This is a genomic window from Streptomyces sp. NPDC048417 (assembly GCF_040651615.1).
Taxonomy (GTDB): domain Bacteria; phylum Actinomycetota; class Actinomycetes; order Streptomycetales; family Streptomycetaceae; genus Streptomyces.
The window spans coordinates 245,148-264,907 of the sequence record NZ_JBEZKI010000016.1 but is presented as its reverse complement, the minus strand read 5'-3'; the positions used below and the strand labels follow the sequence as shown (position 1 = coordinate 264,907).

Below are 19,760 nucleotides of genomic sequence, written 5' to 3'. Positions count from 1 at the left end.
GCCCGCGGACGTCGAGCTCGCCGCATAACCCCAGCAAGCCCGAATCACCCCAAACCCGACAGGAGTGCCTTGACGAAGGACATAGAGGCACCCCCTCCCTTCTGCCATTTCTTCCACTCCTCTCGGTCGGAGGAGCCGGGCCGTGCAGGGCGGCAGCTGTGAGCGCAGCTGCCGTGGACAGGACGATAGGCCCACCCGAGAAACCCTGTAAGGACCTCACACAGGGCGCGCGTTACGGCGCCTCCAGCAAGTCGCCGGTTCCGGGCAGGGGTTGGTGCGGGTCGTCGTACAGCAGGGCCAGCACGTGCCGCCCCAGCGCAGCACAGGCACCGGGCTCGCCCTCCTCCAGTGCGTTGAGCAGCTCGTTCGGCAGGACCGTCTCCGCCTCGCCTCGCCTCGTTTCACCACGAGCCCTGCGTACACCCTGTGCGCGCAGGCGGTGCACTAGGCCGGGCAGGGACTCAGCGCCGGTCGCGTCATCCACGGTCAGCTCGGCGCCGCGGTGGAACTCCCCGCACACGGAGTCGGTCTGGCGTTTCCAACGGCGCCACAGCACCACTCCGTGGCCGCCCCGGACGATGCGCCCTGGCGATGCCGCGCCGGACGATGCGCCCGAGCGTGCGGTGAGGTCGCCCGGGTAACGCTGGTCGCCTTGGCGGCACAGCACCGGGACGCTCCCGGGCGCGAGACCGCGCAGCACCGCCACGCCCGGCACGGGTCGACGCACTCCGCCGCCGCAGTCCGGTCTCTCGGCCTGGCCATGCTCGGCGCGCAGCCGATACCAGCGGTTGCGGCGGCTGATCGCGGTCGCGGCAGCGGGCCACGACCGGGCCTTCGGCGCCCAGCGGTTCGCCGTCGGGCCGCAGCCGCCACTCGTCCACCGGCAGGTCGAGCAGCAGGGGTGGCGCGGCCACGTGCAAGGGGACTGGCCGCGCGGGTTCGTCGCAGCGCCGGAAGCCCCCGCAGAGAGCGGCGGCGACACTCCGCAGGAAGGTCGTACAGCGGGCCCCGTTCCCCTCGCGTGGCTTCAGCACTCCGACGACTCCGCCGCGCACCGGGTCGATCACAGGACCGCCGGAGACACCGAGCGGAAGTTCGTTCTCCCCACAGACGCATCTGGGCGCCCGGACCAGCAGCCGATGGCGCCGTGCACGGTCAGGAAGCCGTCCAGCGGCTGCGGCTACCCCTGGAAGGGAGCCCAGCCGGCGTAGAACACCCGCCCCTCGGTGCAGTGCATAGATCACGGTGACCTCGCCCCCTTCCCCGCCATCGATCACATGGGCGCAGGTCAACACCCAGTTCGGCGCGATGAAGAAACCACTGCCGAGGAACGCCCCGGACTCCTCCGGGGCATACCCGACGCCTGTGCGATGGATGCGTACGGTGACCGCCAAGGCAAGTCCGCGCAACGCATGGTCCTGCCGGACCCCGCCGCCGGATGCGCCCCCGTCGTGCCGGTCCGTCACTCCGCGCCCCCGGCCCCGGTCCCCTGGGCGCCCCCGTGCACCGGGCGCCGCCGGATGCGCCCACGCGAGCGACCGGGGAGCCGTCGTGACCGGGGAGCCGTCGTGACCGGCGTCCGGATCGGGCGGCCCGTCTCCGTGCACCGGAGCGCCGACCTACGCTGGTACCCAGCAACCCCACGCACCCGTACACGCAGGAGACCGACCCATGTACTTCACCGACCGCGGCATCGAGGAACTGGAGAAGCGGCGCGGCGAGGAAGAGATCACCTTCGAGTGGCTCGCGGAACAGCTCCGCACGTTCGTCGACCTGAACCCCGACTTCGAGGTCCCGGTGGAGCGCCTGGCGACGTGGCTGGCGCGGCTGGATGACGAGGACGAGGAGTAAGCGTCCCGTCAGGGCCGGGGAACCGCGCGACCAGTCCCACCGGCCCGCAGCCGCAGTACGGACCTGAGCCCCGGGTCCGTCAGTCCCGTGGGAACACCGTCTCGTACGACAGCTCCAGCGCCCCGTGCATCATCAGCGCCGCCCCCACCACGGCCCACCCCACACTGTGCCGCCGCACCCCCCACGCGGCGGCCGGCACTCCCACCGCCACCTCGGCCAGGGCCAGCCGACGGGCCCCGGGCATCCCGCCCTCGGCCACACACGTGAGGACCGCAAGCAGCCTGCGCAGACGCGCACGCGTGCCGGCCTCCGGAGACCATGCCTGGGACCAGGGTTGGGACCAGAGCTGAGACCGGGACCGCTGGGACTGGGGCCAGGGCTTGGGCTGAGGCCGGGAGACGGCCTTGGATTCGTCCGTCGGCATGGATACACGCTAAGCAATTCATCCGGTTGTCGCCCTATATGCAGTCCCGCACGCGGCCCGGCATGCACCCCACCCACACCCCCCGGCGTCAAGTCCGAGGCCAGCGGGTCACCCCAAAGAGCGCCTTGACTTCCGACAGCCACGATATATCGTGTTTACGGAAGACGCGATATGGCGCGAGCCGTGCATGAGCGTCCGTGTCCAGCCGTCATGCCCGGCCGAGGGAGGTCCGCACCATGTCCGAGTGGTCCGTCGCTGAGCCCAGGAAGCTCACCTTCGACACCCCCGTGAGCGATCTGCACGTGCGCATCGTCAACGGAACAGTCAACGTCGTGGGCACGGACGAGGGTTCCGCCCGCCTGGAAGTCTCCGAGATCGAGGGCCCGCCCCTGATCGTCACGCACCGGGGCGGCACCCTCACGGTGGCCTACGAGGACCTGCCCTGGAGGGGCTTCCTCAAGTGGCTCGACCGCAAGGGCTGGCGGCGCAGCGCGGTCGTCTCGCTCGCCGTCCCGGCGGACACCCGCGTGGAGGTCGGCGTGGTCGGCGCCGCCGCGGTCGTCTCCGGGATCAGCGGTACGTCGGTGGTCAAGGGCGTCACCGGTGACACGACCCTGGTCGGCCTCTCCGGCGAGGTCCGCGCGGACACCGTCTCCGGGAACCTGGAGGCCCAGACGGTCACCGGTGACCTGCGGTTCAACTCCGTATCCGGCGACCTGACGGTCGTCGAGGGCTCGGGCTCCGCCGTGCGCGCCGAATCGGTCAGCGGATCGATGATCATCGACCTGGACCCGGACGGCCCGACGGACGTCCGGCTGACCAGCGTCTCCGGCGAGATCGCCATCCGGCTGCCGCACCCGGCCGACGCCGAGGTCGAGGCCAACACCGCGAGCGGCACGATCTCCAACGCCTTCGACGGGCTGCGGGTGCACGGCCAGTGGGGCGCCCACAAGATCACCGGCCGCCTCGGCGCGGGCACCGGCAAGCTCCGCGCCACCACGGTCTCCGGCTCCATCGCCCTGCTGCGCCGCCCGCCCAAGGAGGACGACGACGAGAAGACGGCCTGGGAGGCCGAACCGGCGACCGACCCCTCGGGACCGACGGGACCGGCCGCCCCCTCCGCGCCCACCTCCGCGCCCACCGCCGGGTCCGAATCCGGCTCCGGCTCCGCAGCCCCGGCCGACGGTACGACCGACAAGAAGGTGCTCTGACATGCCTCCCGTCTTCGCCCACGGTCGCCTCCGCCTCTACCTGCTCAAACTGCTGGACGAGGCCCCGCGCCACGGCTACGAGGTGATCCGGCTGCTCGAAGAGCGCTTCCAGGGCCTGTACGCCCCGTCGGCGGGCACCGTCTACCCCCGCCTCGCCAAGCTGGAGGCCGAGGGCCTGGTCACGCACACCACCGAGGGCGGCCGCAAGGTCTACGCCATCACGGACGCCGGCCGCGCCGAACTGGCCGACCGCAGCGGCGAGTTGGCCGATCTGGAGCTGGAGATCCGCGAGTCGGTGGCCGAACTGGCCGCGGAGATAAGGGCCGACGTACGCGGCGCGGCCGGCGATCTGCGCCGCGAGGTGCGGGCTGCCGCCTCCGAGGCCCGGCGCGGCAGCGGGACGGCGACCGGTGACCTCGGTGACCTCGGTGACAGGGAGTCCTGGCGGGCCGCCAAGGAGGAGATGCGGCGCGTCAAGCAGGAGTGGAAGGAGCAGGCCCGCCGCGCCAAGGACGAGAGCCGCCGGGCCCGTGACGAGGCCCAGCGGGCCCGCCGACAGGCCCAGGAGGCCCAGGCCCGGGCCCGCGCCCAGGCCCAGGAGGAGATGCAGCGCATCGCCCACCGGGTGCAGGAGCACGTCCAGGACCACTTCGCACGCGGTGACTGGCCGACAGGGGTCCGCGAGGGTCTGACCGAACTCACCAAGGAGTTCGGGGAGTTCGGCAAGGACTACGGGAAGGACTTCGGGAAGGAGTTCGGCAAGGACTTCGGCTTCGGCGGCCGCACCGAGCCGCAGCCCGGATCAGGCCCGGACCTCCGCAAGCCGGCACCGCCCCAGGCGCAGACACCGGCACCGGAGTACTCGGAGACCCCGGAGGACTTCCCGGCCCAGTACGTCCCGGAGTGGGCGCACGGCGACGAGACCGGCACCGGCGACCCGGCCCGCGACCTCGACCGGCTCCTGGACCGCTTCCGCGACGACATCCGGGACGCGGCCCGCGACCACGGAGTCACCGCGGAGCAGCTCGGCGACACCCGCCGCCACCTGTCGACGGCGGCGGCCCGCATCGGAGCGCTGCTGCGCGGCCCGAAGTCCTGAGGAACCGGGCGAGCGACAGCGGGCCGACCACACACGGCCCGCCCGTTTCCCCTCCCCCTCACGCAGCACCCGGTCGCTCTCCCGCCGCTCAGGAGTCGGTCAGGAAGTGGTCAGGACGATCTTCCCGAACTGGTCGCCCGACTCCAGCCGTGCGAAGCCCTCGCGGGCGCGGTCGAGCGGGAGCAGTTCGTCGATGACCGGGCGTACCCCGGTGGCGGCGCAGAAGGCGAGCAGGTCCTCCAGCTCGTCCTTGGTCCCCATGGTCGAGCCCACGACCTTCAGCTCGAGGAAGAAGATCCGGGTCAGCTCGGCGTGCGAGGGCCGGTCGCCGCTGGTGGCGCCGGAGATGACGAGGGTGCCGCCGGGCCGCAGCGACTTCACCGAGTGGGACCAGGTGGCGGCGCCGACGGTCTCGATCACGGCGTCCACACGCTGCGGCAGCCGGGCGCCCGGTTCCACCGCCTCGACGGCGCCCAGTTCCAGGGCCCGCTTCCGCTTCGCCTCGTCCCGGCTGGTGGCGAAGACCCGCAGCCCCGCGGCCTTGCCGAGCACGATCGCGGCGGTGGCGACCCCGCCGCCCGCGCCCTGCACGAGGACCGAGTCACCGGGACGGACGCCCGCGTTGGTGAACAGCATCCGGTACGCCGTCAGCCAGGCGGTGGGCAGGCAGGCGGCCTCCGCGAAGGAGAGTTCCCTGGGCTTGGGCAGGAGGTTCCAGGTGGGTACGGCGACCTGCTCGGCGAAGGTGCCCTGGTAGCGCTCGGTGAGGATGGACCTGGGTTCGTTCGGCCCGACCCCATGGCCGCTCTGCCCGATCACGGAGTGCAGGACGACCTCGTTGCCGTCCGCGTCGACACCGGCGGCGTCACAGCCGAGGATCATCGGCAGCCGGTCCTCCGGGAGGCCGACGCCGCGCAGGGACCAGAGGTCGTGGTGGTTGAGGGAGGCGGCCCGGACATCGACGATACTCCAGCCGGGGCGGGCCTCGGGGGCGGGGCGGTCCCCCAACTCAAGGCCGGAGAGCGGCTGGTCGCGGTCGATTCGGGCGGCGTAGACGGCGAACATAGGGCCGACGATAGGTTCCCGGGGCCAGGCGCGAAACCGGGCACCGCTGTGACACATCCCCTCTTGCGCACAACGGCCCCCCTGACAGCACCCCGCCAGCAACGCGGAGAACCGGCACGCCCAGCACCCCGCCAGGAACGCGGGGAAACAGCACGCCCAGCACCCGAGCCCCGCCGGGGACACGCAGAAACGGCACGCCCAGCGCCCGTCAGGTGCGCGGCGCTGCGCTGCGCCACTTGCCGCTCCGCCGCGTGGGCGCGCTCAGCCCCCGCCCACCGGCACCCGACGACCGGCGGCTCCCACCACCCGGATGCACAGCCACCCCTGTACACAGCCGCCCCAATAGACAGCCACCCCGGTACACAGCCGCCTCGGTACACAGCCGCCCCGATAGGGGTTCCGGGGGCGGCGGCCCCCAGGGCGACGGTCACCTGCCACCCACTCGATCGGGTGGGTGGCAGGGCAAAGAAATGGCCCCGCCCAAGGGGGCGGGGCCATCCGGGTTACCGTCGGGCGACGCCCTCGGCCCGCGCGGCCGCGGCCACCGCCGCGGTCACCGCCGGCGCGACCCGCTCGTCGAACGGCGACGGAATGACGTAGTCCGGCGCAAGATCGTCGCCGACGACCGACGCCAGCGCCTCCGCCGCCGCGATCTTCATCCCCTCGGTGATCCGGGAGGCCCGCACCTGGAGCGCGCCCGCGAAGATCCCGGGGAAGGCCAGCACGTTGTTGATCTGGTTCGGGAAGTCCGACCGCCCGGTCGCCACGACCGCCGCGTACTTGTGGGCGACGTCGGGGTGCACCTCAGGGTTCGGGTTGGCCATGGCGAACACGAACGCGCCCTCGGCCATGGAGGCGACGGCCTCCTCCGGGACCGTACCGCCGGAGACGCCGATGAAGACGTCGGCGCCGGCCAGCGCGTCCTCCAGGGTGCCCTTGAGCCCGGCCTTGTTCGTGAACCCGGCGACCTCGCGCTTGACGGCGGTGAGGTCGTCCCGGTCGGCCGAGATGATCCCCTTGCGGTCGGCCAGGGCGACGTCCCCGATGCCGGCCTCGACCAGCATCTTGGCGATCGCGACCCCGGCCGCGCCGGCGCCCGAGATCACCGCCCGCAGCTGGCCGATCTCCCGCCGGCTGAGCCGCGCCGCGTTCCGCAGCGCCGCCAGCGTCACGACGGCCGTACCGTGCTGGTCGTCGTGGAAGACCGGGATGTCGAGCCGCTCCTGGAGCTTGCGCTCGATCTCGAAGCACCGCGGTGCCGAGATGTCCTCCAGGTTGACCCCGCCGAAGGACGGGGCGAGCCGGACGACGGTCTCCACGATCTCGTCGACGTCGGTGCAGGCGAGGGCGATCGGGACCGCGTCCACGCCGCCGAACTGCTTGAAGAGGATCGCCTTGCCCTCCATCACGGGGAGGGAGGCCTCGGGACCGATGTCCCCGAGGCCGAGCACGGCCGTGCCGTCGGTGACGACGGCCACGACGGACGACTTCCATGTGTAGTCGTTGACCAGCTCGGGCTGTTCCGCGATCGCGGTGCACACGCGCGCGACTCCGGGCGTGTACGCGAGGGAAAGGTCGTCCTTGTCACGGATCGGCACGGTGGCCTGCACGGCCATCTTGCCGCCGCGGTGCAGCGCGAACACCGGATCGAAGGAATCGAGGGGCTCGGCCCCGCCGTCCTGGTCCGAATTGCCCGACGCGCTGTCGCTGCGAGGATTGACGATCTCCGCTGCCACTTGTCTTACCCCTTAGGTATGCATGGTTTGAGGGTCGGCCACTCCCGGTGAGGGAGTGGGCGGGCACCGCGCAGGGCCCGATCACTGATACGTACGAGTGGCACGTACGAGCACCTGCGCGACGGGCGCGCCGCACACGCGCCCTGGAGCCCCGGATGAGGGGTGTAAAGAACCTTCTTACCGGACGGACAGCGCTCACGACGAGTCGAATAGGCGCAAGGTCACATCACGGATGTCGTAGGTAGCCGACAGATGAGCGGCCGAGTGACCGGCGGACGGCCACGAGGCACAGCCCGAGATGAACCGGCGGTGAACCGAAGATCTTCCGGCCGGAAGGTCGGATTCCCGCAGATGTGCGGGGCGGCGGGTCGAGGAAGGACCGGCCTGACGCGTCACGGGGGTCACCCGTTATCCGATTTTGACATGGTGACACGTCTGCTTGGAGCAATCCCAATGGCAGGATGCCGTAAACCCACGAGGTCGCGACACCCGAAGGTGTGTGTTTCCGTCGACCCATCGGCATATCGACATATCAGGCATCTCGGTATATCGGCTTGTTCAACCCACCGCCGGAGGAACCCACCATGACCGCAAGCTCCACCCGTCGTACCACTGTCGCGCGCTCCAGGACCGCAGCGTTCGGTGCGATCGCGGTCGCAGGCGCCCTGATCCTCACCGGCTGCGGTGACCAGACGGACAAGGGCAGCGACAGCGGCTCCTCCTCGACGTCCTCGGCCCCGCTGGCGAGCAAGCTGCCGGACGACATCCGCAAGGCCGGCGTGATCAAGGTGGGCTCCGACATCGCCTACCCGCCGGTCGAGTACATGCAGAGCGGCAAGGCCGTCGGTGTCGACCCGGACATCGCGGACGCGCTGGGCAAGCAGCTGGGTGTGAAGTTCGAGTTCCAGAACGGCAAGTTCGACAACCTGATCGTGGGCCTGCAGGCCAACCGCTTCAACGTGATCATGTCGGCGATGAACGACACCAAGGACCGCCAGAACGGCATCGACTCCGACACCGGCAAGAAGGTCGGCAACGGCGTCGACTTCGTCGACTACTTCACCGCCGGCACCTCGATCCTGGTCCAGAAGGGCAACCCGAAGGGCATCAAGTCGCTGGACGACCTGTGCGGCAAGGTCGTGGCCCTGCAGAAGGGCACCACGTCCGAGGGCATCGCCAAGGCGCAGAGCGAGAAGTGTACGAAGGACGGCAACAAGGCCATCGACCTCCAGACCTTCGACACCGACCCCGAGGCGCTGCTCCGTCTGAAGCAGGGCGCCTCCGTCGCCGACCTGAACGACTTCCCGGTGGCCGCCTACAACGCCAAGACCTCCGGCGGCGGCAAGGACTTCGAGGTCGTCGGCGAGCAGATCGAGGCCGGTCCGTACGGCATCGCGATCAGCAAGGACAACACCCAGCTGCGCGACGCGCTCCAGGCCGCCATGGCCGCCATCATCAAGAACGGCGACTACCAGAAGATCCTGGAGAAGTGGAACGTCACGCAGGGCGCGGTCACCGAGGCCAAGACCAACGGCGGCTCCTGAGCGGCCCGGCACGACTGAAGGGCCGTCACTGTGACTGACACGGTCGACAAGACTCCGGCGCCGTCCGTGCCGCCGGAGCAGATCAAGGCCATCCCGGTGCGCCACTACGGGCGCTGGGTGTCCGGCGTCGTGGTCGTCGCCCTCGTGGTGCTGATCGGGATCGCCTTCTCCAACGCGAAGATCAACTACAGCGTCATCCCCGACTACCTCTTCGACCAGGGCATCGTCTCCGGCGCCTGGACCACGCTCTACATCTCGGTGCTGGCCATGGTGCTCGGCGTCGCGCTCGGCGTGGTCCTCGCCGTGATGCGGCTGTCGTCGAACCCGGTCACCAGCACGGTGTCCTGGTTCTACATCTGGTTCTTCCGCGGCACCCCGGTCCTGGTCCAGCTGCTGCTCTGGTACAACATCGCGCTCGTCTTCCCCATCCTGAACCTGGGGTTCTACAAGGACGAGATGAACCAGGTGATGACGCCGGTCCTCACCGCCCTGCTGGGACTCGGCCTGAACGAGGCCGCGTACATGTCGGAGATCGTCCGCGCCGGCATCCAGTCGGTCGACGAGGGGCAGACCGAGGCCTCGCACGCGCTGGGCATGACCCAGAGCCAGACGCTGCGCCGGGTGATCCTCCCGCAGGCCATGCGGGTCATCATCCCGCCGACCGGCAACGAGTTCATCAACATGCTGAAGACCTCGTCGCTGGCCTACGCGGTCCAGCTCCCCGAGCTGATCAAGAAGGCCACGGACATCTCCAGCACCTCGCTGGCGGTCGTCGAGATGTACTTCGTCGCCTGCATCTGGTACCTGTTCCTGACCACGATCTTCAGCATCGTCCAGTACTACATCGAACGCCGTTACGCCCGCGGGTCCTCGCGCAACCTCCCGCCCACCCCGCTGCAGCGGCTGCGGAAGAATCTGGCCCAGTGGGGTTCGTTCCGCCGCCCGGAGGTGGCCCGATGAGCTCTCTCGCCAAGGACATCACCCCGCCGAGCAGCGGCGCCCCGATGGTCAAGGCCGAGGGCGTGCACAAGTCGTTCGGACTGTCGCACATCCTCAAGGGCATCGACCTGGAGGTGCTGCCGCGCGAGGTGTTCTGCCTGATCGGCCCGTCCGGTTCCGGCAAGAGCACGTTCCTGCGGTGCATCAACCATCTGGAGAAGATCAGCGCCGGCCGGCTGTACGTCGACGGCCGTCTGGTCGGCTACCGCCAGCACGGCGACAAGCTCTACGAGCTGAAGGAGAAGGAGGTCGCGGCGCAGCGACGGGACATCGGCATGGTGTTCCAGCGCTTCAACCTCTTCCCGCACATGACGGCCCTGGAGAACGTCATGGAGGCGCCGGTCCAGGTCAAGCGCGAGTCCAGGGCGGTGGCCCGGGAGCGCGCGGAGCGGCTCCTGGACCGGGTGGGCCTCGGCGACCGCAAGGGCCACTACCCGGCGCAGCTCTCCGGCGGCCAGCAGCAGCGCGTCGCGATCGCCCGCGCCCTCGCCATGCAGCCGAAGCTGATGCTCTTCGACGAGCCGACCTCCGCGCTCGACCCGGAGCTGGTCGGCGAGGTCCTGGACGTGATGCGGGACCTGGCCGAGGACGGCATGACGATGATCGTCGTCACCCACGAGATGGGCTTCGCCCGCGAGGTCGGCGACAGCCTGGTCTTCATGGACGACGGCGTGGTGGTCGAGTCCGGCCACCCGCGCGACGTCCTGACCAACCCCCAGCACGACCGCACGAAGTCGTTCCTGTCGAAGGTGCTGTAGCGAGTACGACGATTCCCTCGCGGTACCACGCGAAGTCGCGGTACGGACGGGAAAGGGGCGGTACGAGGATGCTCGTACCGCCCCTTCGGCGCTTCGGGCTTCGGCGCTTGGCTCCGTCGGCGCCTACCTGACCGCGAGCAGCAGCGTGTCCGAAGGCGAGCACCACACCGCCCGGGCCTCCCCGAACCCCTTCTCCCGCAGCACGCGCGCGTGCCAGGCCGCCGAGGGCATGTCGCCCTCCGCGTGCTCGCCGTAGATCTCGAACCGGCGGGCCGTCGGTCCGGCCAGTACCGGGTCCTGCGCGGCCAGCTGCCACCACTCGGCCCAGTCCAGCGCCCCCGACTCCTTGGCCTGATCCATGCGGAGATGGCGCTGCGCCCGCTCCGCCGCGTTGATCCGGGGCGTGCTGTCGTCGATCATGTGGTCCGCGTTCATGAAGACACCGCCGTCGCGGACGAGTTCCGCGACCTGACCGTAGAGGGCCGCGAGGGGTTCGCTGTGCAGCCAGTGCAGGGCCGTGGCGGTCAGGACGGCGTCGTACGAGTCGTACGGCAGCCTCGCGAGCCACTCGGGGTCCTTGAGGTCGGCGGTGACGAACGTGGCCCGCCCGTCGCCCTCGAAGGTGCCCTCGGCGATGGCGAGGAGGGCCGGGTCGAGGTCGACTCCGACGCTCACCGCCGCCGGGAAGCGGGCGAGCAGCCGGGCGGTGATGCTGCCGGTGCCGCACGCGAGGTCGAGGATCCGCGGAGCCGTACCCACGAGCGCCTCGACCATGTCGAGCATGATCCGGAACCGTTCCTCGCGGTCCGGCATGTACCACTCCTGCTGCCGGTCCCAGCTCTTCTGCCAGGCGCCCCAGTCGGCCCCGGTCGTGGTCGTCTGCGTGTCCGTCATGGCAACCCTCCGCCGCACAAGTCCCGTAATACCCTGGAAGCACGACCGGCTGTTACCCGACCGCACCACTGACCGTAGAGCACCCCCGTAAGGACTACAAGTGGAACTGGCCTATTACTCGGACTACGCCGTCCGACTCGTCAACAGCGAGGAACCGGCCCGGGGCAAGGACTCTCTGACCTCGGTCGAGGCCGTCCGCGACCTCTTCGGGGTCAACGCGTCGGCGGCCCGCCGCACCACCGACGCCGATGTCACCCGCTTCCGCTCGGTACGGGCCCGGCTGCGCGCGGTCTTCGAGGCGGCCGACAAGGGCGACGAGACGCTCGCCGTGGACCTGCTGAACTCACTGCTGCTCGAATTCCCGGTGTCGCCGCAGATCTCCGGCCACGACAACCGGGACGAGGACGGCCGCCCGCTGTGGCACATGCACCTGGCCGACCACCCCTCCAACGCCACCGCCGGCTATGCGGCGATCGCGGCGATGGGCCTGGCCTTCCACCTCACCGAGTACGGCGTCGACCGGCTCGGCCTGTGCGAAGCCGCGCCGTGCCGCAACGCCTACCTCGACACCTCCACCAACCGCTCCCGGCGCTACTGCTCGGACCGCTGCGCGACCCGCGCCAACGTGGCCGCCTACCGGGCCCGCAAGCGCCTGGAGGCGGAACGGCCCGAGCGGTCGGCGAGCACCGGGCGGGCCGCCGAGAACGCCCAGCGGGCCAGCGCCAGCGGCGAACGCTGACCGGCCTTGAGCGGCCGCCAGCGGAACAGGGCGCGGCCGAGGATCAGCTCCTCCGGCACGGTCCCGTAGTCCGTACTGTCCCCGCCCGCGTACGCGTTGTCCCCGAGCACCCACCAGCCGCCCTCGCGCAGCTCCACGGCCCGCTTGACGACCAGCAGATCCTGCTGGAAGGGGTGGCGCAGGACGACGACGTCACCGGCCCTCACCCGGGCCCCGTACCGCACCAGGAGCTGATCCCCCTGGTACAGCGTGGGCACCATCGACGGGCCGGTCACCTCGGCCAGTCCGAAGGGCGCGGCGCCCCTCCCCCGCTCGGTCTCCTGCGACAGCTCCGGCATCGCCGGCACCTCCCCGGTCCGTTCCTCCACCAGTCTCAGTCTGACCCTGGACTTTTGTCCTAAGCCCATGGGGGCACTCGCGAAATCAGGCTTCCCAGGGAGTAATGTCCCACCTGAGAAGACGATCACGAGGAAGGAATGCTCCATGCTTTCCCGCCTGTTTGCCCCCAAGGTCAAGGTCAGCGCGCACTGCGACCTGCCCTGCGGTGTGTACGACCCGGCCCAGGCCCGCATCGAGGCGGAGTCGGTGAAGGCCGTGCAGGAGAAGATGGCCGCCAACGACGACCCGCACTTCCAGGCGCGCGCCACCGTCATCAAGGAGCAGCGCGCCGAGCTCGCCAAGCACCACGTGTCGGTGCTCTGGAGCGACTACTTCAAGCCCCCGCACTTCGAGAAGTACCCCCAGCTGCACGTGCTGGTCAACGACACCCTGAAGGCCCTGTCCGCCGCCAAGGCGTCCACGGACCCGAAGACCGGCGAGAAGGCCCTCGAGCTCATCGCCGAGATCGACAAGATCTTCTGGGAGACCAAGAAGGCCTGACCTTCCGGTCCACCTGTCCGCACCCGGCCCGCAGGCCGCCGCTCATGGCGTCCACGGCGGTCCGGGTGCGGTCGTCTTCCCCGGCCGCAGCTGACGGTCTCCCTCCCGGAAGGGCTCGGGCATGAGTGACGCGCCTCGCCTCTGGAAGGTGGTCACCGCCCTTGAGGCCACCTCGGAGCAGGTGGAAGCCCTCACCGACCGCTTCGCCGAGACCATCTGTCCGGACCCGAACCACGAGGGCCGGTGCGACACTCCCTGGGCCCTCCACGTCACCGACGGCGCCTCGCTGAGCGCACGGGAGCAGAAGAGACTCCAGGACGAGATCACGGACGCCATGGACGACTGAGGCGTGCTTCTGCGCCCTGGTCGTGCCGGTGACCGGAGTCGGCGGACGTAGTGGGCGGACGGCCGCCGTCCGGTGCCGCGCGCCCCGCTCTGCCTCCGCGGCACTCCGGTCCGCAGGGCGTCGCGCGGATCATGCGGAGGATCCCGGGGCCCCGCACCGAGGCTTGTGCACTCGGTTTCACAAGCAAAGAGGCCGACCGGAGATCCGGTCGGCCCCTGCCCTGTCGCCGGTGCTAGTGACGGCCGTCGTGGTCGTCCTCGCCCGCCTCCAGGAGGCCCGCCGCCGCACCTACTATCCGCGGGTCCGGACTGCCGACGACCTCCTCGTCCTTGTTGGCGTAGTCGAAGCGGGCCAGGACGCTGCGCATGGCCTCGACCCGAGCGCGCTTCTTGTCGTTGCTCTTGACCACCGTCCAGGGCGCGTACTCGGTGTCCGTCTCCCGGAACATCGCCACCTTCGCGGCCGTGTAGTCGTCCCACCGGTCCAGTGAGGCCAGGTCCATCGGGCTGAGCTTCCACTGCCGTACCGGGTCGACCTGGCGGATGGTGAAGCGGGTCCGCTGCTCGCTCTGCGAGACCGAGAACCAGAACTTCACGAGGTCCACCCCGTCGTCCACCAGCATCCGCTCGAACAGCGGCGCCTGGCGCATGAAGCGCCGGTACTCGTCGTCCGAGCAGAAGCCCATGACCCGCTCGACGCCGGCCCGGTTGTACCAGGACCGGTCGAAGAGGACGATCTCACCGGCCGTCGGGAGGTGTTCGACGTAGCGCTGGAAGTACCACTGGCCGCTCTCGCGTTCGGTGGGCTTCTCCAGCGCCACCACCCGCGCGCCACGGGGGTTCAGGTGCTCCGTGAAGCGCTTGATGGTGCCGCCCTTGCCGGCCGCGTCCCGTCCCTCGAAGACGATGACGATCCGGCGTCCGGTCTCCTTGATCCAGGTCTGCAGCTTCAGCAGTTCGATCTGCTGGAGCCGCTTGTGCCACTCGTACTCCTTGCGCTCCATCCGGGACGCGTACGGGTAGTTCTCCCGCCAGGTGTCGATCGGGGATCCGTCCGGGCGGATGAGTACGGGGTCGTCGGGGTCGCTGTAGTCGACCGTCAGATGGGCCAGGTCGGCCAGGTCGGACAGCAGGTCCGGCGTCGTCATCCAGTCCTCCTCAGCGGCTCGGTGGGGCAGGGGATCAGTGGAACTGCGGGACGATCAGGTAGATGCCGTACGCCACCACCGCCGCGCAGGCGAGGAAGCACAGCCCTGCCTGGGCGACGCCGACGGTGCTGGTGCCGCCCTGCTCCTTGGCCCCCTCGTAGCGGGCGAGCCCGAGGACGCCGAAGGCGAAGACGACCACCACTGCGAATGTAACTCCGATGCTCACCGCGGCGACCTGGCCGAGTGAGGTCCAGTCGATACTCATGGGAACTCCCTCATTCAGGCGGCGGTGCCGACGTGGGACGGGGGCGTGGTGCGGATGGCGACCTCGTGGCCGTCGTTGACGTTCTTCGCGTCGATCGGGTTGCGACGCGACAGCAGGACGATGCCCGCCGCGAGCGCGGCGCCGACCAGCGCGACCACGACCGTGCCGAAGTTGCCGCCGTGCTTGACCGCGGCCGCGGAGATTCCGCCGACCAGCGCGGCACAGGGCAGGGTGACCAGCCAGGCGGCCACCATGCGGCCGGCGATGCCCCAGCGGACCTCCGCGAGCCGCCGGCCGAGGCCCGCGCCGAGGATGGAACCGGAGGCGACCTGCGTGGTGGACAGGGCGAAGCCCATGTGGGCCGAGGTCAGGATGACGGCCGTGGAGGCGGTCTCCGCCGCGAAGCCCTGCGGGGACTGGATCTCCGTCAGGCCCTTGCCCATGGTGCGGATGATCCGCCAGCCGCCGATGTAGGTGCCGAGGGCGATGGCGAGACCGGCGCTGAAGATCACCCAGACCGGCGGGCCGGAGTCGCCCGGGAGCGCGCCGACGGAGATCAGGGTCAGGGTGATGATGCCCATGGTCTTCTGGGCGTCGTTGGTGCCGTGCGCGAGCGAGACCAGTGAAGCCGAGCCGATCTGCCCGAGCCGGAAGCCCTTGGTCACGGAGCCCTCGCGGCCGCGGGCGGTGAGTTTGTAGGCGCAGTACGTCGCGATCAGCGCGGCGACGCCCGCCACCACCGGCGAGGCGAACGCCGGGATGATGATCTTCTCGAGAACCTTTCCGAAGTCGACCGCGCCGGAGCCGGCGCCGACCCACACCGCGCCGATCAGCCCGCCGAACAGGGCGTGGGAGGAGCTGGAGGGCAGTCCGACCAGCCAGGTCAGCAGATTCCAGAGGATCGCACCCACCAGCCCCGCGAAGATCATCGCTGGGGTCACCTTGGCGTCGTTCACAATGCCGCCGGAGATCGTCTTGGCGACCTCCGTCGAGAGGAAGGCTCCGACCAGGTTCAGCACACCACTGATCAGAACTGCCGTCTTCGGTTTCAGCGCGCCGGTCGCGATGGACGTGGCCATCGCGTTCGCCGTGTCGTGGAACCCGTTGGTGAAGTCGAAAGCAAGTGCAGTGACGATCACGACCGCCACGAGGAACGTGATGTGGTCCATTCTTTTATGCAAACAAGTGCGGACCAATTGCGCGAGAACCGGAGGGAAACGAAGGCTCAAGAACAGACCCGGTCCATGTGCGTGATGTGCATGCCATGCTGAGGCCATGACCCTGGAGGACCTGAGGCGGCTGCGCCGGGCGCGCGACCGCATGGACCGCGAGTACGCCGAGCCGCTCGACATGACCGAGCTCGCGCGGACGGCCCTCATGTCCCCGGGGCACTTCCAGCGCAGCTTCCGCAAGGCATTCGGGGAGACCCCGTACAGCTATCTCATGACCCGGCGGGTCGAACGGGCCAAGGCGCTGCTGCGGCGCGGCGACCTCTCGGTGACGGAGGTGTGCATGGCCGTCGGCTGTACGTCGCTGGGCTCCTTCAGCTCGCGGTTCACCGAGCTGGTCGGGGAGACGCCGAGCGCGTACCGGGCGCGGGACCATCAGGAGAGCACGGTGATCCCGTCCTGTGTGGCCCGTACGTTCACCAGGCCCCGTCGCCGTCCGTACTGACCCGCTCGCTTTCCGCTGCCCCGGCCCTACACTGGCCGTCAAGGTCAACACCGTTGCCCGACAAGGTCTCTGGACGCTTCGGGCTAGGTCGGTGCACGCATCGGGGGGATCCGTGGCAACTGCGATCATCTGTGTTCTGAGCCCCGCCCCGGTCGCGGACGCCGAGTCCCTGACCGACTGGCTCAGTGGTGAGCCGGCGCTCGCCGGCAAGGTCCGGCTGACCGGGGGCGCCCCGGCCGAGGGCCGGTTGGGCGGCCCGCTCGACACGGTGTCCGTGCTGCTGGGCGCGGGCGGCCCGCTCACCGTGCTCGCCTCCTGTCTGCGCGCCTGGCTCACCCAGCCGCGCCGCAGCGACGTGAAACTGAGCGTCAAGCACGAGCACGGGCCGGCCGTCGAGATCGACGCCAAGCGGGTCAGCCGCGAGGACATCGAAGAGATCCTGCGGCAGGCCCTGGAGGAACGGCCGGAACAGGACGGGTGACATGCGCCTCCCCGACCCCCACCGCTCCCGGGTCGTCCTGATCGGCGCGAGCCGCTACCGCGACCCGGCACTGCCCGACCTGCCAGCCGTCGAGCGGACCGTCACCGACCTCGCCGGGCTGCTCACCGAGCCCGCGTACCGGCTCGTCCCCGAGAGCCACTGCACGGTCCTGCTCGACGACGGCGACCTGCGCACGGTCGGCGACCGGCTGCGCTCCGCCGTCGCCGAGGCCGAGGACCTGCTGCTGGTCTACTACGCCGGTCACGGCCTGGTCGCCGGCCGCCGCCACGCCCTGTACCTGGCGCTGCCGGACAGCCGCTGGGAGGCGCCCGAGTTCAACTCCCTGGAGTACGACAAGCTGCGCGACGCCGTCCTGGACTCGCCCGCCGGGACCAAGGTGGTCGTCCTCGACTGCTGCTTCTCCGGCCGGGCCGTCGGCGACTCGCTCAGCGGCGACACCGGGCGGATCGACCGGCTGGAGGTGGCCGGCACCTACGTCCTGACCTCCGCCCAGCGCGACCAGGTCGCCCTCGCCCTCCCCGACGAGGAGCACACCGCGTTCTCCGGCCGGTTGATACGACTGCTGCGCGAAGGGGTGGTCGGCGGGCCCGAGTTGCTCACGGTCGACGACCTCTACCGCCGCCTGAGCGCCATCATGGCCGCCGAGGGCCTGCCCAGCCCGCGCAACCGGGGCGCCGGCACGGCCAGTTCGATCGCCCTGGGTATCAACCGCGCGTTCGGCACCACCGCCGGACCCGAGCTGCGCCGCCGCCACACGGCCGCGGTCGAGCAGGGCCGGGCCGGGGACTGGACGGGGGCCGCCGCGCTGCTCCGGGAGATCGTCGACGAGCAGACCCGGATCCTGGGCGCCGAGCACGAGGACACCCTGCGCGGCCGCCAGTCCCACGCGCACAGCCTCGGCGGCGCCGGCAGCCCCGTGGAGGCGGCCGGGCTGCTGCGCCGGCTCCTCGCCGAACAGCTGCGGCTGCTCGGCCCCGACCACGAGGACACCCTGCGCACCCGGCAGTTCCTCGCCGTCAACCTCGGCGAGGCGGGGCACCGGGAGGAGGCGGTCGGGATGCTCCGGGTGCTGCTCGCGGACCGGGGTCGGGTGCTGGGCACGGAACATCCGCACACGCTGCGGACCCGGCATCTGCTGGCCCGCAACCTGGCCTTGGCGGGCGGCCGGGAGGAGGCCCTGGCGCTGCTGCGGGAGGTGGTGGCGGTGCGGGAGCGGCTGCTGGGCGCGGAGCACCCGCACACCCGAAGGGCCCGGGCGGACCTGGCGGGGGTGAGCCATGTACGAGAGGTTCAGTGACCGGGCGCGGGAGGTCGTCGGCCTCGCGCGCGAGGAGGCACGGGCGCTCAAGCACTGGTACGTCGAGTCCGGGCATGTCCTGCTCGCGCTGCTCGTCGCGGACGAGACCGAGGTCGTACGGCTGCTCGGCACACCCGCCGAAGGGCTGCGCGCGGCGCTGACCACGGCGCTGGGCAGGGGCACGGCCGAGCCGGGGGACCACCTGCCGCTGACCGGTGAGGCCACCGCCGTGTTCGAGCGGGCGCCCCGGGAGGCCGACCGGCTCGGTCACCGGCTCGTGCAGCCCGTTCACATCCTGCTTGCGCTGCTGGCCACCGCACACACCCTGCCGGCGGACATCCTCACGGAACACCAGGTCGACCGGGGGCGGGTCCGCGCGTCCTTCACCACCCCGGACGCCCCCGCCCCGCCGGACTCCCCCTCCGAGGGTCCGGCCGCCCACTCCCTGCTGGAGTCCCTCACCCGGGATCCGGCCGCCGGCGCCATGCCCGTCATCGGCCGCGCCACCGAGATCGACCGGGTCCTGCGCACCCTCACCCGCCGAGACCGCCGGGTCCCGCTCCTCACCGGCCCGCCCGGCGTGGGCAAGGAGGCCGTGGCCGTGGGCGTCGCCCGGGCCGTCGGCGAGGGCCGGGTACCGGACGTCCTCCTCGGCCACCGGGTCCGCGCCCTCGACCTGAGTGCCGTCCTGACCGACCCCCGTCACCGTGCCCGCGGCACCGCCCTGATCGCCGGCCTCCTCGACGAGGTCGGGGAGAGCACCGGCCTGGTCCTCTACCTGACCGGCGCCCTCACCCCCCTGCACCTGCCCGAGGGCACCACCACCCCTCTCGGTCTGCTCCGCCCGCTCCTGGCAGCCCCGGGTGTCCTGGTCTTCGGCGACTGCGGCCCCAGGGACTACGAACGCCGGGACCCCGACCCCGGCCTCGACCGCCTCGTCCAGCCCGTCCCGCTCGAAGAGCCGCCCGCCGCCGACGTACGCGAGATCCTCCGCGCCGGGCGGGCGGGCCTTGAGGAGCACCACGGGGTGCCCCTCACCGACGAGGCACTGGTGGCGGCCGCCGCCCTCGCCCACGACCACATGCCCGACCGGGCGCTGCCGGGCTCGGCGTTCGACCTCCTGGACGAGGCGGCGGCCCTGGCCCGGGCCCACGCCGCCCGCGCGGACGCACCCCCGGACGGCGCGCCGGCCGTCACGGCCGCCCATGTCACCCAGGCCCTCGCCGCCGCCTCGGGCATCCGCGCCCCGGCCCCCACCGCTCAGGCCGGCCCGCCCCCCGGCCACGACCCCTACGTCTGGGCCATGAGCTGAGGCCCCGGGCTGAGGCCA

Annotated in this window: 23 protein-coding genes; 13 read left to right on the top strand and 10 right to left on the bottom strand. The window is 71.0% G+C overall.

The window, feature by feature from the left end; all coding sequences use genetic code 11:
- Positions 1-232: 232 nt before the first annotated feature.
- Together AB0D59_RS25955 and AB0D59_RS25950 are read right to left on the bottom strand one after the other, a co-directional pair.
- Entirely contained in the window at positions 233-484 is a 252-nt protein-coding gene (locus tag AB0D59_RS25955) for a hypothetical protein (RefSeq protein ID WP_362569761.1), read from the bottom strand.
- Positions 477-1,034 (bottom strand): hypothetical protein, encoded by a 558-nt coding sequence (locus tag AB0D59_RS25950; protein WP_362569794.1) that lies wholly within the window; start codon positions 1,032-1,034, stop codon positions 477-479. Before AB0D59_RS25950 ends, AB0D59_RS25955 begins: the two co-directional genes overlap by 8 nt.
- Positions 1,035-1,671: 637 nt before the next feature.
- On the opposite strand from AB0D59_RS25950, the gene AB0D59_RS25945 reads away from it, so the two are divergent.
- The gene (locus AB0D59_RS25945) at positions 1,672-1,851 is read left to right on the top strand and encodes a DUF6104 family protein (protein WP_152776632.1); all 180 of its coding nucleotides are present in this window, start codon (positions 1,672-1,674) and stop codon (positions 1,849-1,851) included.
- Between the two features lie 79 nt (positions 1,852-1,930).
- On the opposite strand, the gene AB0D59_RS25940 is transcribed toward AB0D59_RS25945, so the two are convergent.
- Complete coding sequence (locus AB0D59_RS25940) at positions 1,931-2,275, bottom strand: hypothetical protein (protein WP_362569758.1); 345 nt, start codon at positions 2,273-2,275, stop codon at positions 1,931-1,933.
- Between the two features lie 236 nt (positions 2,276-2,511).
- Between AB0D59_RS25940 and AB0D59_RS25935 the strand changes: the two genes are divergently transcribed.
- Positions 2,512-3,486: a hypothetical protein gene (locus AB0D59_RS25935; RefSeq protein WP_362569755.1), complete on the top strand. Its 975-nt coding sequence runs from the start codon at positions 2,512-2,514 to the stop codon at positions 3,484-3,486.
- Between the two features lies 1 nt (position 3,487).
- Complete coding sequence (locus AB0D59_RS25930) at positions 3,488-4,585, top strand: PadR family transcriptional regulator (RefSeq protein WP_362569752.1); 1,098 nt, start codon at positions 3,488-3,490, stop codon at positions 4,583-4,585.
- A gap of 99 nt (positions 4,586-4,684) precedes the next feature.
- Here AB0D59_RS25930 and AB0D59_RS25925 read toward each other — a convergent pair whose 3' ends face one another.
- Together AB0D59_RS25925 and AB0D59_RS25920 are read right to left on the bottom strand one after the other, a co-directional pair.
- Positions 4,685-5,650 carry a zinc-binding dehydrogenase gene (locus tag AB0D59_RS25925; RefSeq protein WP_362569750.1) on the bottom strand — a complete coding sequence of 322 codons (966 nt, stop codon included), beginning with the start codon at positions 5,648-5,650 and terminating at the stop codon, positions 4,685-4,687.
- Between the two features lie 503 nt (positions 5,651-6,153).
- Positions 6,154-7,386: an NADP-dependent malic enzyme gene (locus tag AB0D59_RS25920; protein ID WP_362569747.1), complete on the bottom strand. Its 1,233-nt coding sequence runs from the start codon at positions 7,384-7,386 to the stop codon at positions 6,154-6,156.
- Positions 7,387-7,970: 584 nt separating this feature from the next.
- Here AB0D59_RS25920 and AB0D59_RS25915 point away from each other — a divergent pair.
- The 3 genes from AB0D59_RS25915 to AB0D59_RS25905 are packed head-to-tail and all read left to right on the top strand — an operon-like array spanning position 7,971 to position 10,687.
- A complete protein-coding gene (locus tag AB0D59_RS25915; RefSeq protein ID WP_362569744.1) occupies positions 7,971-8,930 on the top strand; it encodes an ABC transporter substrate-binding protein in 960 nt (319 codons plus the stop codon).
- 30 nt (positions 8,931-8,960) lie between these two features.
- A complete protein-coding gene (locus AB0D59_RS25910) occupies positions 8,961-9,890 on the top strand; it encodes an amino acid ABC transporter permease (RefSeq protein ID WP_351705045.1) in 930 nt (309 codons plus the stop codon).
- Positions 9,887-10,687, top strand: coding sequence for an amino acid ABC transporter ATP-binding protein (locus tag AB0D59_RS25905; protein ID WP_362569741.1), 801 nt, complete (start codon positions 9,887-9,889; stop codon positions 10,685-10,687). Before AB0D59_RS25910 ends, AB0D59_RS25905 begins: the two co-directional genes overlap by 4 nt.
- Before the next feature lie 123 nt (positions 10,688-10,810).
- On the opposite strand, the gene AB0D59_RS25900 is transcribed toward AB0D59_RS25905, so the two are convergent.
- Positions 10,811-11,581 (bottom strand): class I SAM-dependent methyltransferase, encoded by a 771-nt coding sequence (locus tag AB0D59_RS25900; protein ID WP_362569738.1) that lies wholly within the window; start codon positions 11,579-11,581, stop codon positions 10,811-10,813.
- 100 nt (positions 11,582-11,681) lie between these two features.
- On the opposite strand from AB0D59_RS25900, the gene AB0D59_RS25895 reads away from it, so the two are divergent.
- Positions 11,682-12,320, top strand: a complete 639-nt coding sequence (locus tag AB0D59_RS25895) for a CGNR zinc finger domain-containing protein (protein ID WP_362569736.1) — start codon at positions 11,682-11,684, stop codon at positions 12,318-12,320.
- Here the strand turns inward: AB0D59_RS25895 and sodX are convergent.
- Complete coding sequence (gene sodX, locus AB0D59_RS25890; protein ID WP_362569792.1) at positions 12,215-12,658, bottom strand: nickel-type superoxide dismutase maturation protease; 444 nt, start codon at positions 12,656-12,658, stop codon at positions 12,215-12,217. The genes AB0D59_RS25895 and sodX overlap by 106 nt on opposite strands.
- A 145-nt stretch (positions 12,659-12,803) precedes the next feature.
- Here sodX and sodN point away from each other — a divergent pair, with 145 nt between their 5' ends.
- A complete protein-coding gene (gene sodN / locus AB0D59_RS25885; protein WP_055634112.1) occupies positions 12,804-13,199 on the top strand; it encodes a superoxide dismutase, Ni in 396 nt (131 codons plus the stop codon).
- 121 nt (positions 13,200-13,320) lie between these two features.
- On the top strand, positions 13,321-13,545 hold the full coding sequence (locus tag AB0D59_RS25880; protein ID WP_362569733.1) for a hypothetical protein: 225 nt from the start codon (positions 13,321-13,323) through the stop codon (positions 13,543-13,545).
- 232 nt (positions 13,546-13,777) lie between these two features.
- On the opposite strand, the gene ppk2 is transcribed toward AB0D59_RS25880, so the two are convergent.
- The 3 genes from ppk2 to AB0D59_RS25865 are packed head-to-tail and all read right to left on the bottom strand — an operon-like array spanning position 13,778 to position 16,126.
- Positions 13,778-14,692 carry a polyphosphate kinase 2 gene (gene ppk2 / locus AB0D59_RS25875; protein WP_362569730.1) on the bottom strand — a complete coding sequence of 305 codons (915 nt, stop codon included), beginning with the start codon at positions 14,690-14,692 and terminating at the stop codon, positions 13,778-13,780.
- 34 nt (positions 14,693-14,726) lie between these two features.
- On the bottom strand, positions 14,727-14,957 hold the full coding sequence (locus AB0D59_RS25870; RefSeq protein WP_362569727.1) for a hypothetical protein: 231 nt from the start codon (positions 14,955-14,957) through the stop codon (positions 14,727-14,729).
- 14 nt (positions 14,958-14,971) lie between these two features.
- Complete coding sequence (locus AB0D59_RS25865; RefSeq protein WP_362569724.1) at positions 14,972-16,126, bottom strand: inorganic phosphate transporter; 1,155 nt, start codon at positions 16,124-16,126, stop codon at positions 14,972-14,974.
- Between the two features lie 106 nt (positions 16,127-16,232).
- On the opposite strand from AB0D59_RS25865, the gene AB0D59_RS25860 reads away from it, so the two are divergent.
- The 4 genes from AB0D59_RS25860 (at position 16,233) to AB0D59_RS25845 (ending at position 19,742) form a co-directional block, all read left to right on the top strand.
- Entirely contained in the window at positions 16,233-16,631 is a 399-nt protein-coding gene (locus AB0D59_RS25860; RefSeq protein WP_362569721.1) for a helix-turn-helix transcriptional regulator, read from the top strand.
- A gap of 112 nt (positions 16,632-16,743) precedes the next feature.
- Positions 16,744-17,112 (top strand): hypothetical protein, encoded by a 369-nt coding sequence (locus AB0D59_RS25855; RefSeq protein ID WP_362569718.1) that lies wholly within the window; start codon positions 16,744-16,746, stop codon positions 17,110-17,112.
- A gap of 1 nt (position 17,113) precedes the next feature.
- On the top strand, positions 17,114-18,430 hold the full coding sequence (locus AB0D59_RS25850) for a tetratricopeptide repeat protein (protein ID WP_362569716.1): 1,317 nt from the start codon (positions 17,114-17,116) through the stop codon (positions 18,428-18,430).
- Positions 18,411-19,742 carry a Clp protease N-terminal domain-containing protein gene (locus AB0D59_RS25845; protein WP_362569714.1) on the top strand — a complete coding sequence of 444 codons (1,332 nt, stop codon included), beginning with the start codon at positions 18,411-18,413 and terminating at the stop codon, positions 19,740-19,742. The genes AB0D59_RS25850 and AB0D59_RS25845 overlap by 20 nt, the downstream gene beginning before the upstream one ends.
- Positions 19,743-19,760: the final 18 nt, after the last annotated feature.

Excerpts from the sequence above, each read along its gene's own strand:
- AB0D59_RS25945 (WP_152776632.1), top strand. The coding sequence starts at position 1,672 with ATGTACTTCACCGACCGCGGCATCGAGGAACTGGAGAAGCGGCGCGGC.
- AB0D59_RS25940 (WP_362569758.1), bottom strand. The coding sequence starts at position 2,275 with ATGCCGACGGACGAATCCAAGGCCGTCTCCCGGCCTCAGCCCAAGCCC.
- AB0D59_RS25935 (WP_362569755.1), top strand. The coding sequence starts at position 2,512 with ATGTCCGAGTGGTCCGTCGCTGAGCCCAGGAAGCTCACCTTCGACACC.
- AB0D59_RS25930 (WP_362569752.1), top strand. The coding sequence starts at position 3,488 with ATGCCTCCCGTCTTCGCCCACGGTCGCCTCCGCCTCTACCTGCTCAAA.
- AB0D59_RS25925 (WP_362569750.1), bottom strand. The coding sequence starts at position 5,650 with ATGTTCGCCGTCTACGCCGCCCGAATCGACCGCGACCAGCCGCTCTCC.
- AB0D59_RS25915 (WP_362569744.1), top strand. The coding sequence starts at position 7,971 with ATGACCGCAAGCTCCACCCGTCGTACCACTGTCGCGCGCTCCAGGACC.
- AB0D59_RS25905 (WP_362569741.1), top strand. The coding sequence starts at position 9,887 with ATGAGCTCTCTCGCCAAGGACATCACCCCGCCGAGCAGCGGCGCCCCG.
- AB0D59_RS25900 (WP_362569738.1), bottom strand. The coding sequence starts at position 11,581 with ATGACGGACACGCAGACGACCACGACCGGGGCCGACTGGGGCGCCTGG.
- sodX (WP_362569792.1), bottom strand. The coding sequence starts at position 12,658 with ATGCCGGAGCTGTCGCAGGAGACCGAGCGGGGGAGGGGCGCCGCGCCC.
- sodN (WP_055634112.1), top strand. The coding sequence starts at position 12,804 with ATGCTTTCCCGCCTGTTTGCCCCCAAGGTCAAGGTCAGCGCGCACTGC.
- AB0D59_RS25880 (WP_362569733.1), top strand. The coding sequence starts at position 13,321 with ATGAGTGACGCGCCTCGCCTCTGGAAGGTGGTCACCGCCCTTGAGGCC.
- ppk2 (WP_362569730.1), bottom strand. The coding sequence starts at position 14,692 with ATGACGACGCCGGACCTGCTGTCCGACCTGGCCGACCTGGCCCATCTG.
- AB0D59_RS25870 (WP_362569727.1), bottom strand. The coding sequence starts at position 14,957 with ATGAGTATCGACTGGACCTCACTCGGCCAGGTCGCCGCGGTGAGCATC.
- AB0D59_RS25865 (WP_362569724.1), bottom strand. The coding sequence starts at position 16,126 with ATGGACCACATCACGTTCCTCGTGGCGGTCGTGATCGTCACTGCACTT.
- AB0D59_RS25860 (WP_362569721.1), top strand. The coding sequence starts at position 16,233 with ATGACCCTGGAGGACCTGAGGCGGCTGCGCCGGGCGCGCGACCGCATG.
- AB0D59_RS25850 (WP_362569716.1), top strand. The coding sequence starts at position 17,114 with ATGCGCCTCCCCGACCCCCACCGCTCCCGGGTCGTCCTGATCGGCGCG.
- AB0D59_RS25845 (WP_362569714.1), top strand. The coding sequence starts at position 18,411 with ATGTACGAGAGGTTCAGTGACCGGGCGCGGGAGGTCGTCGGCCTCGCG.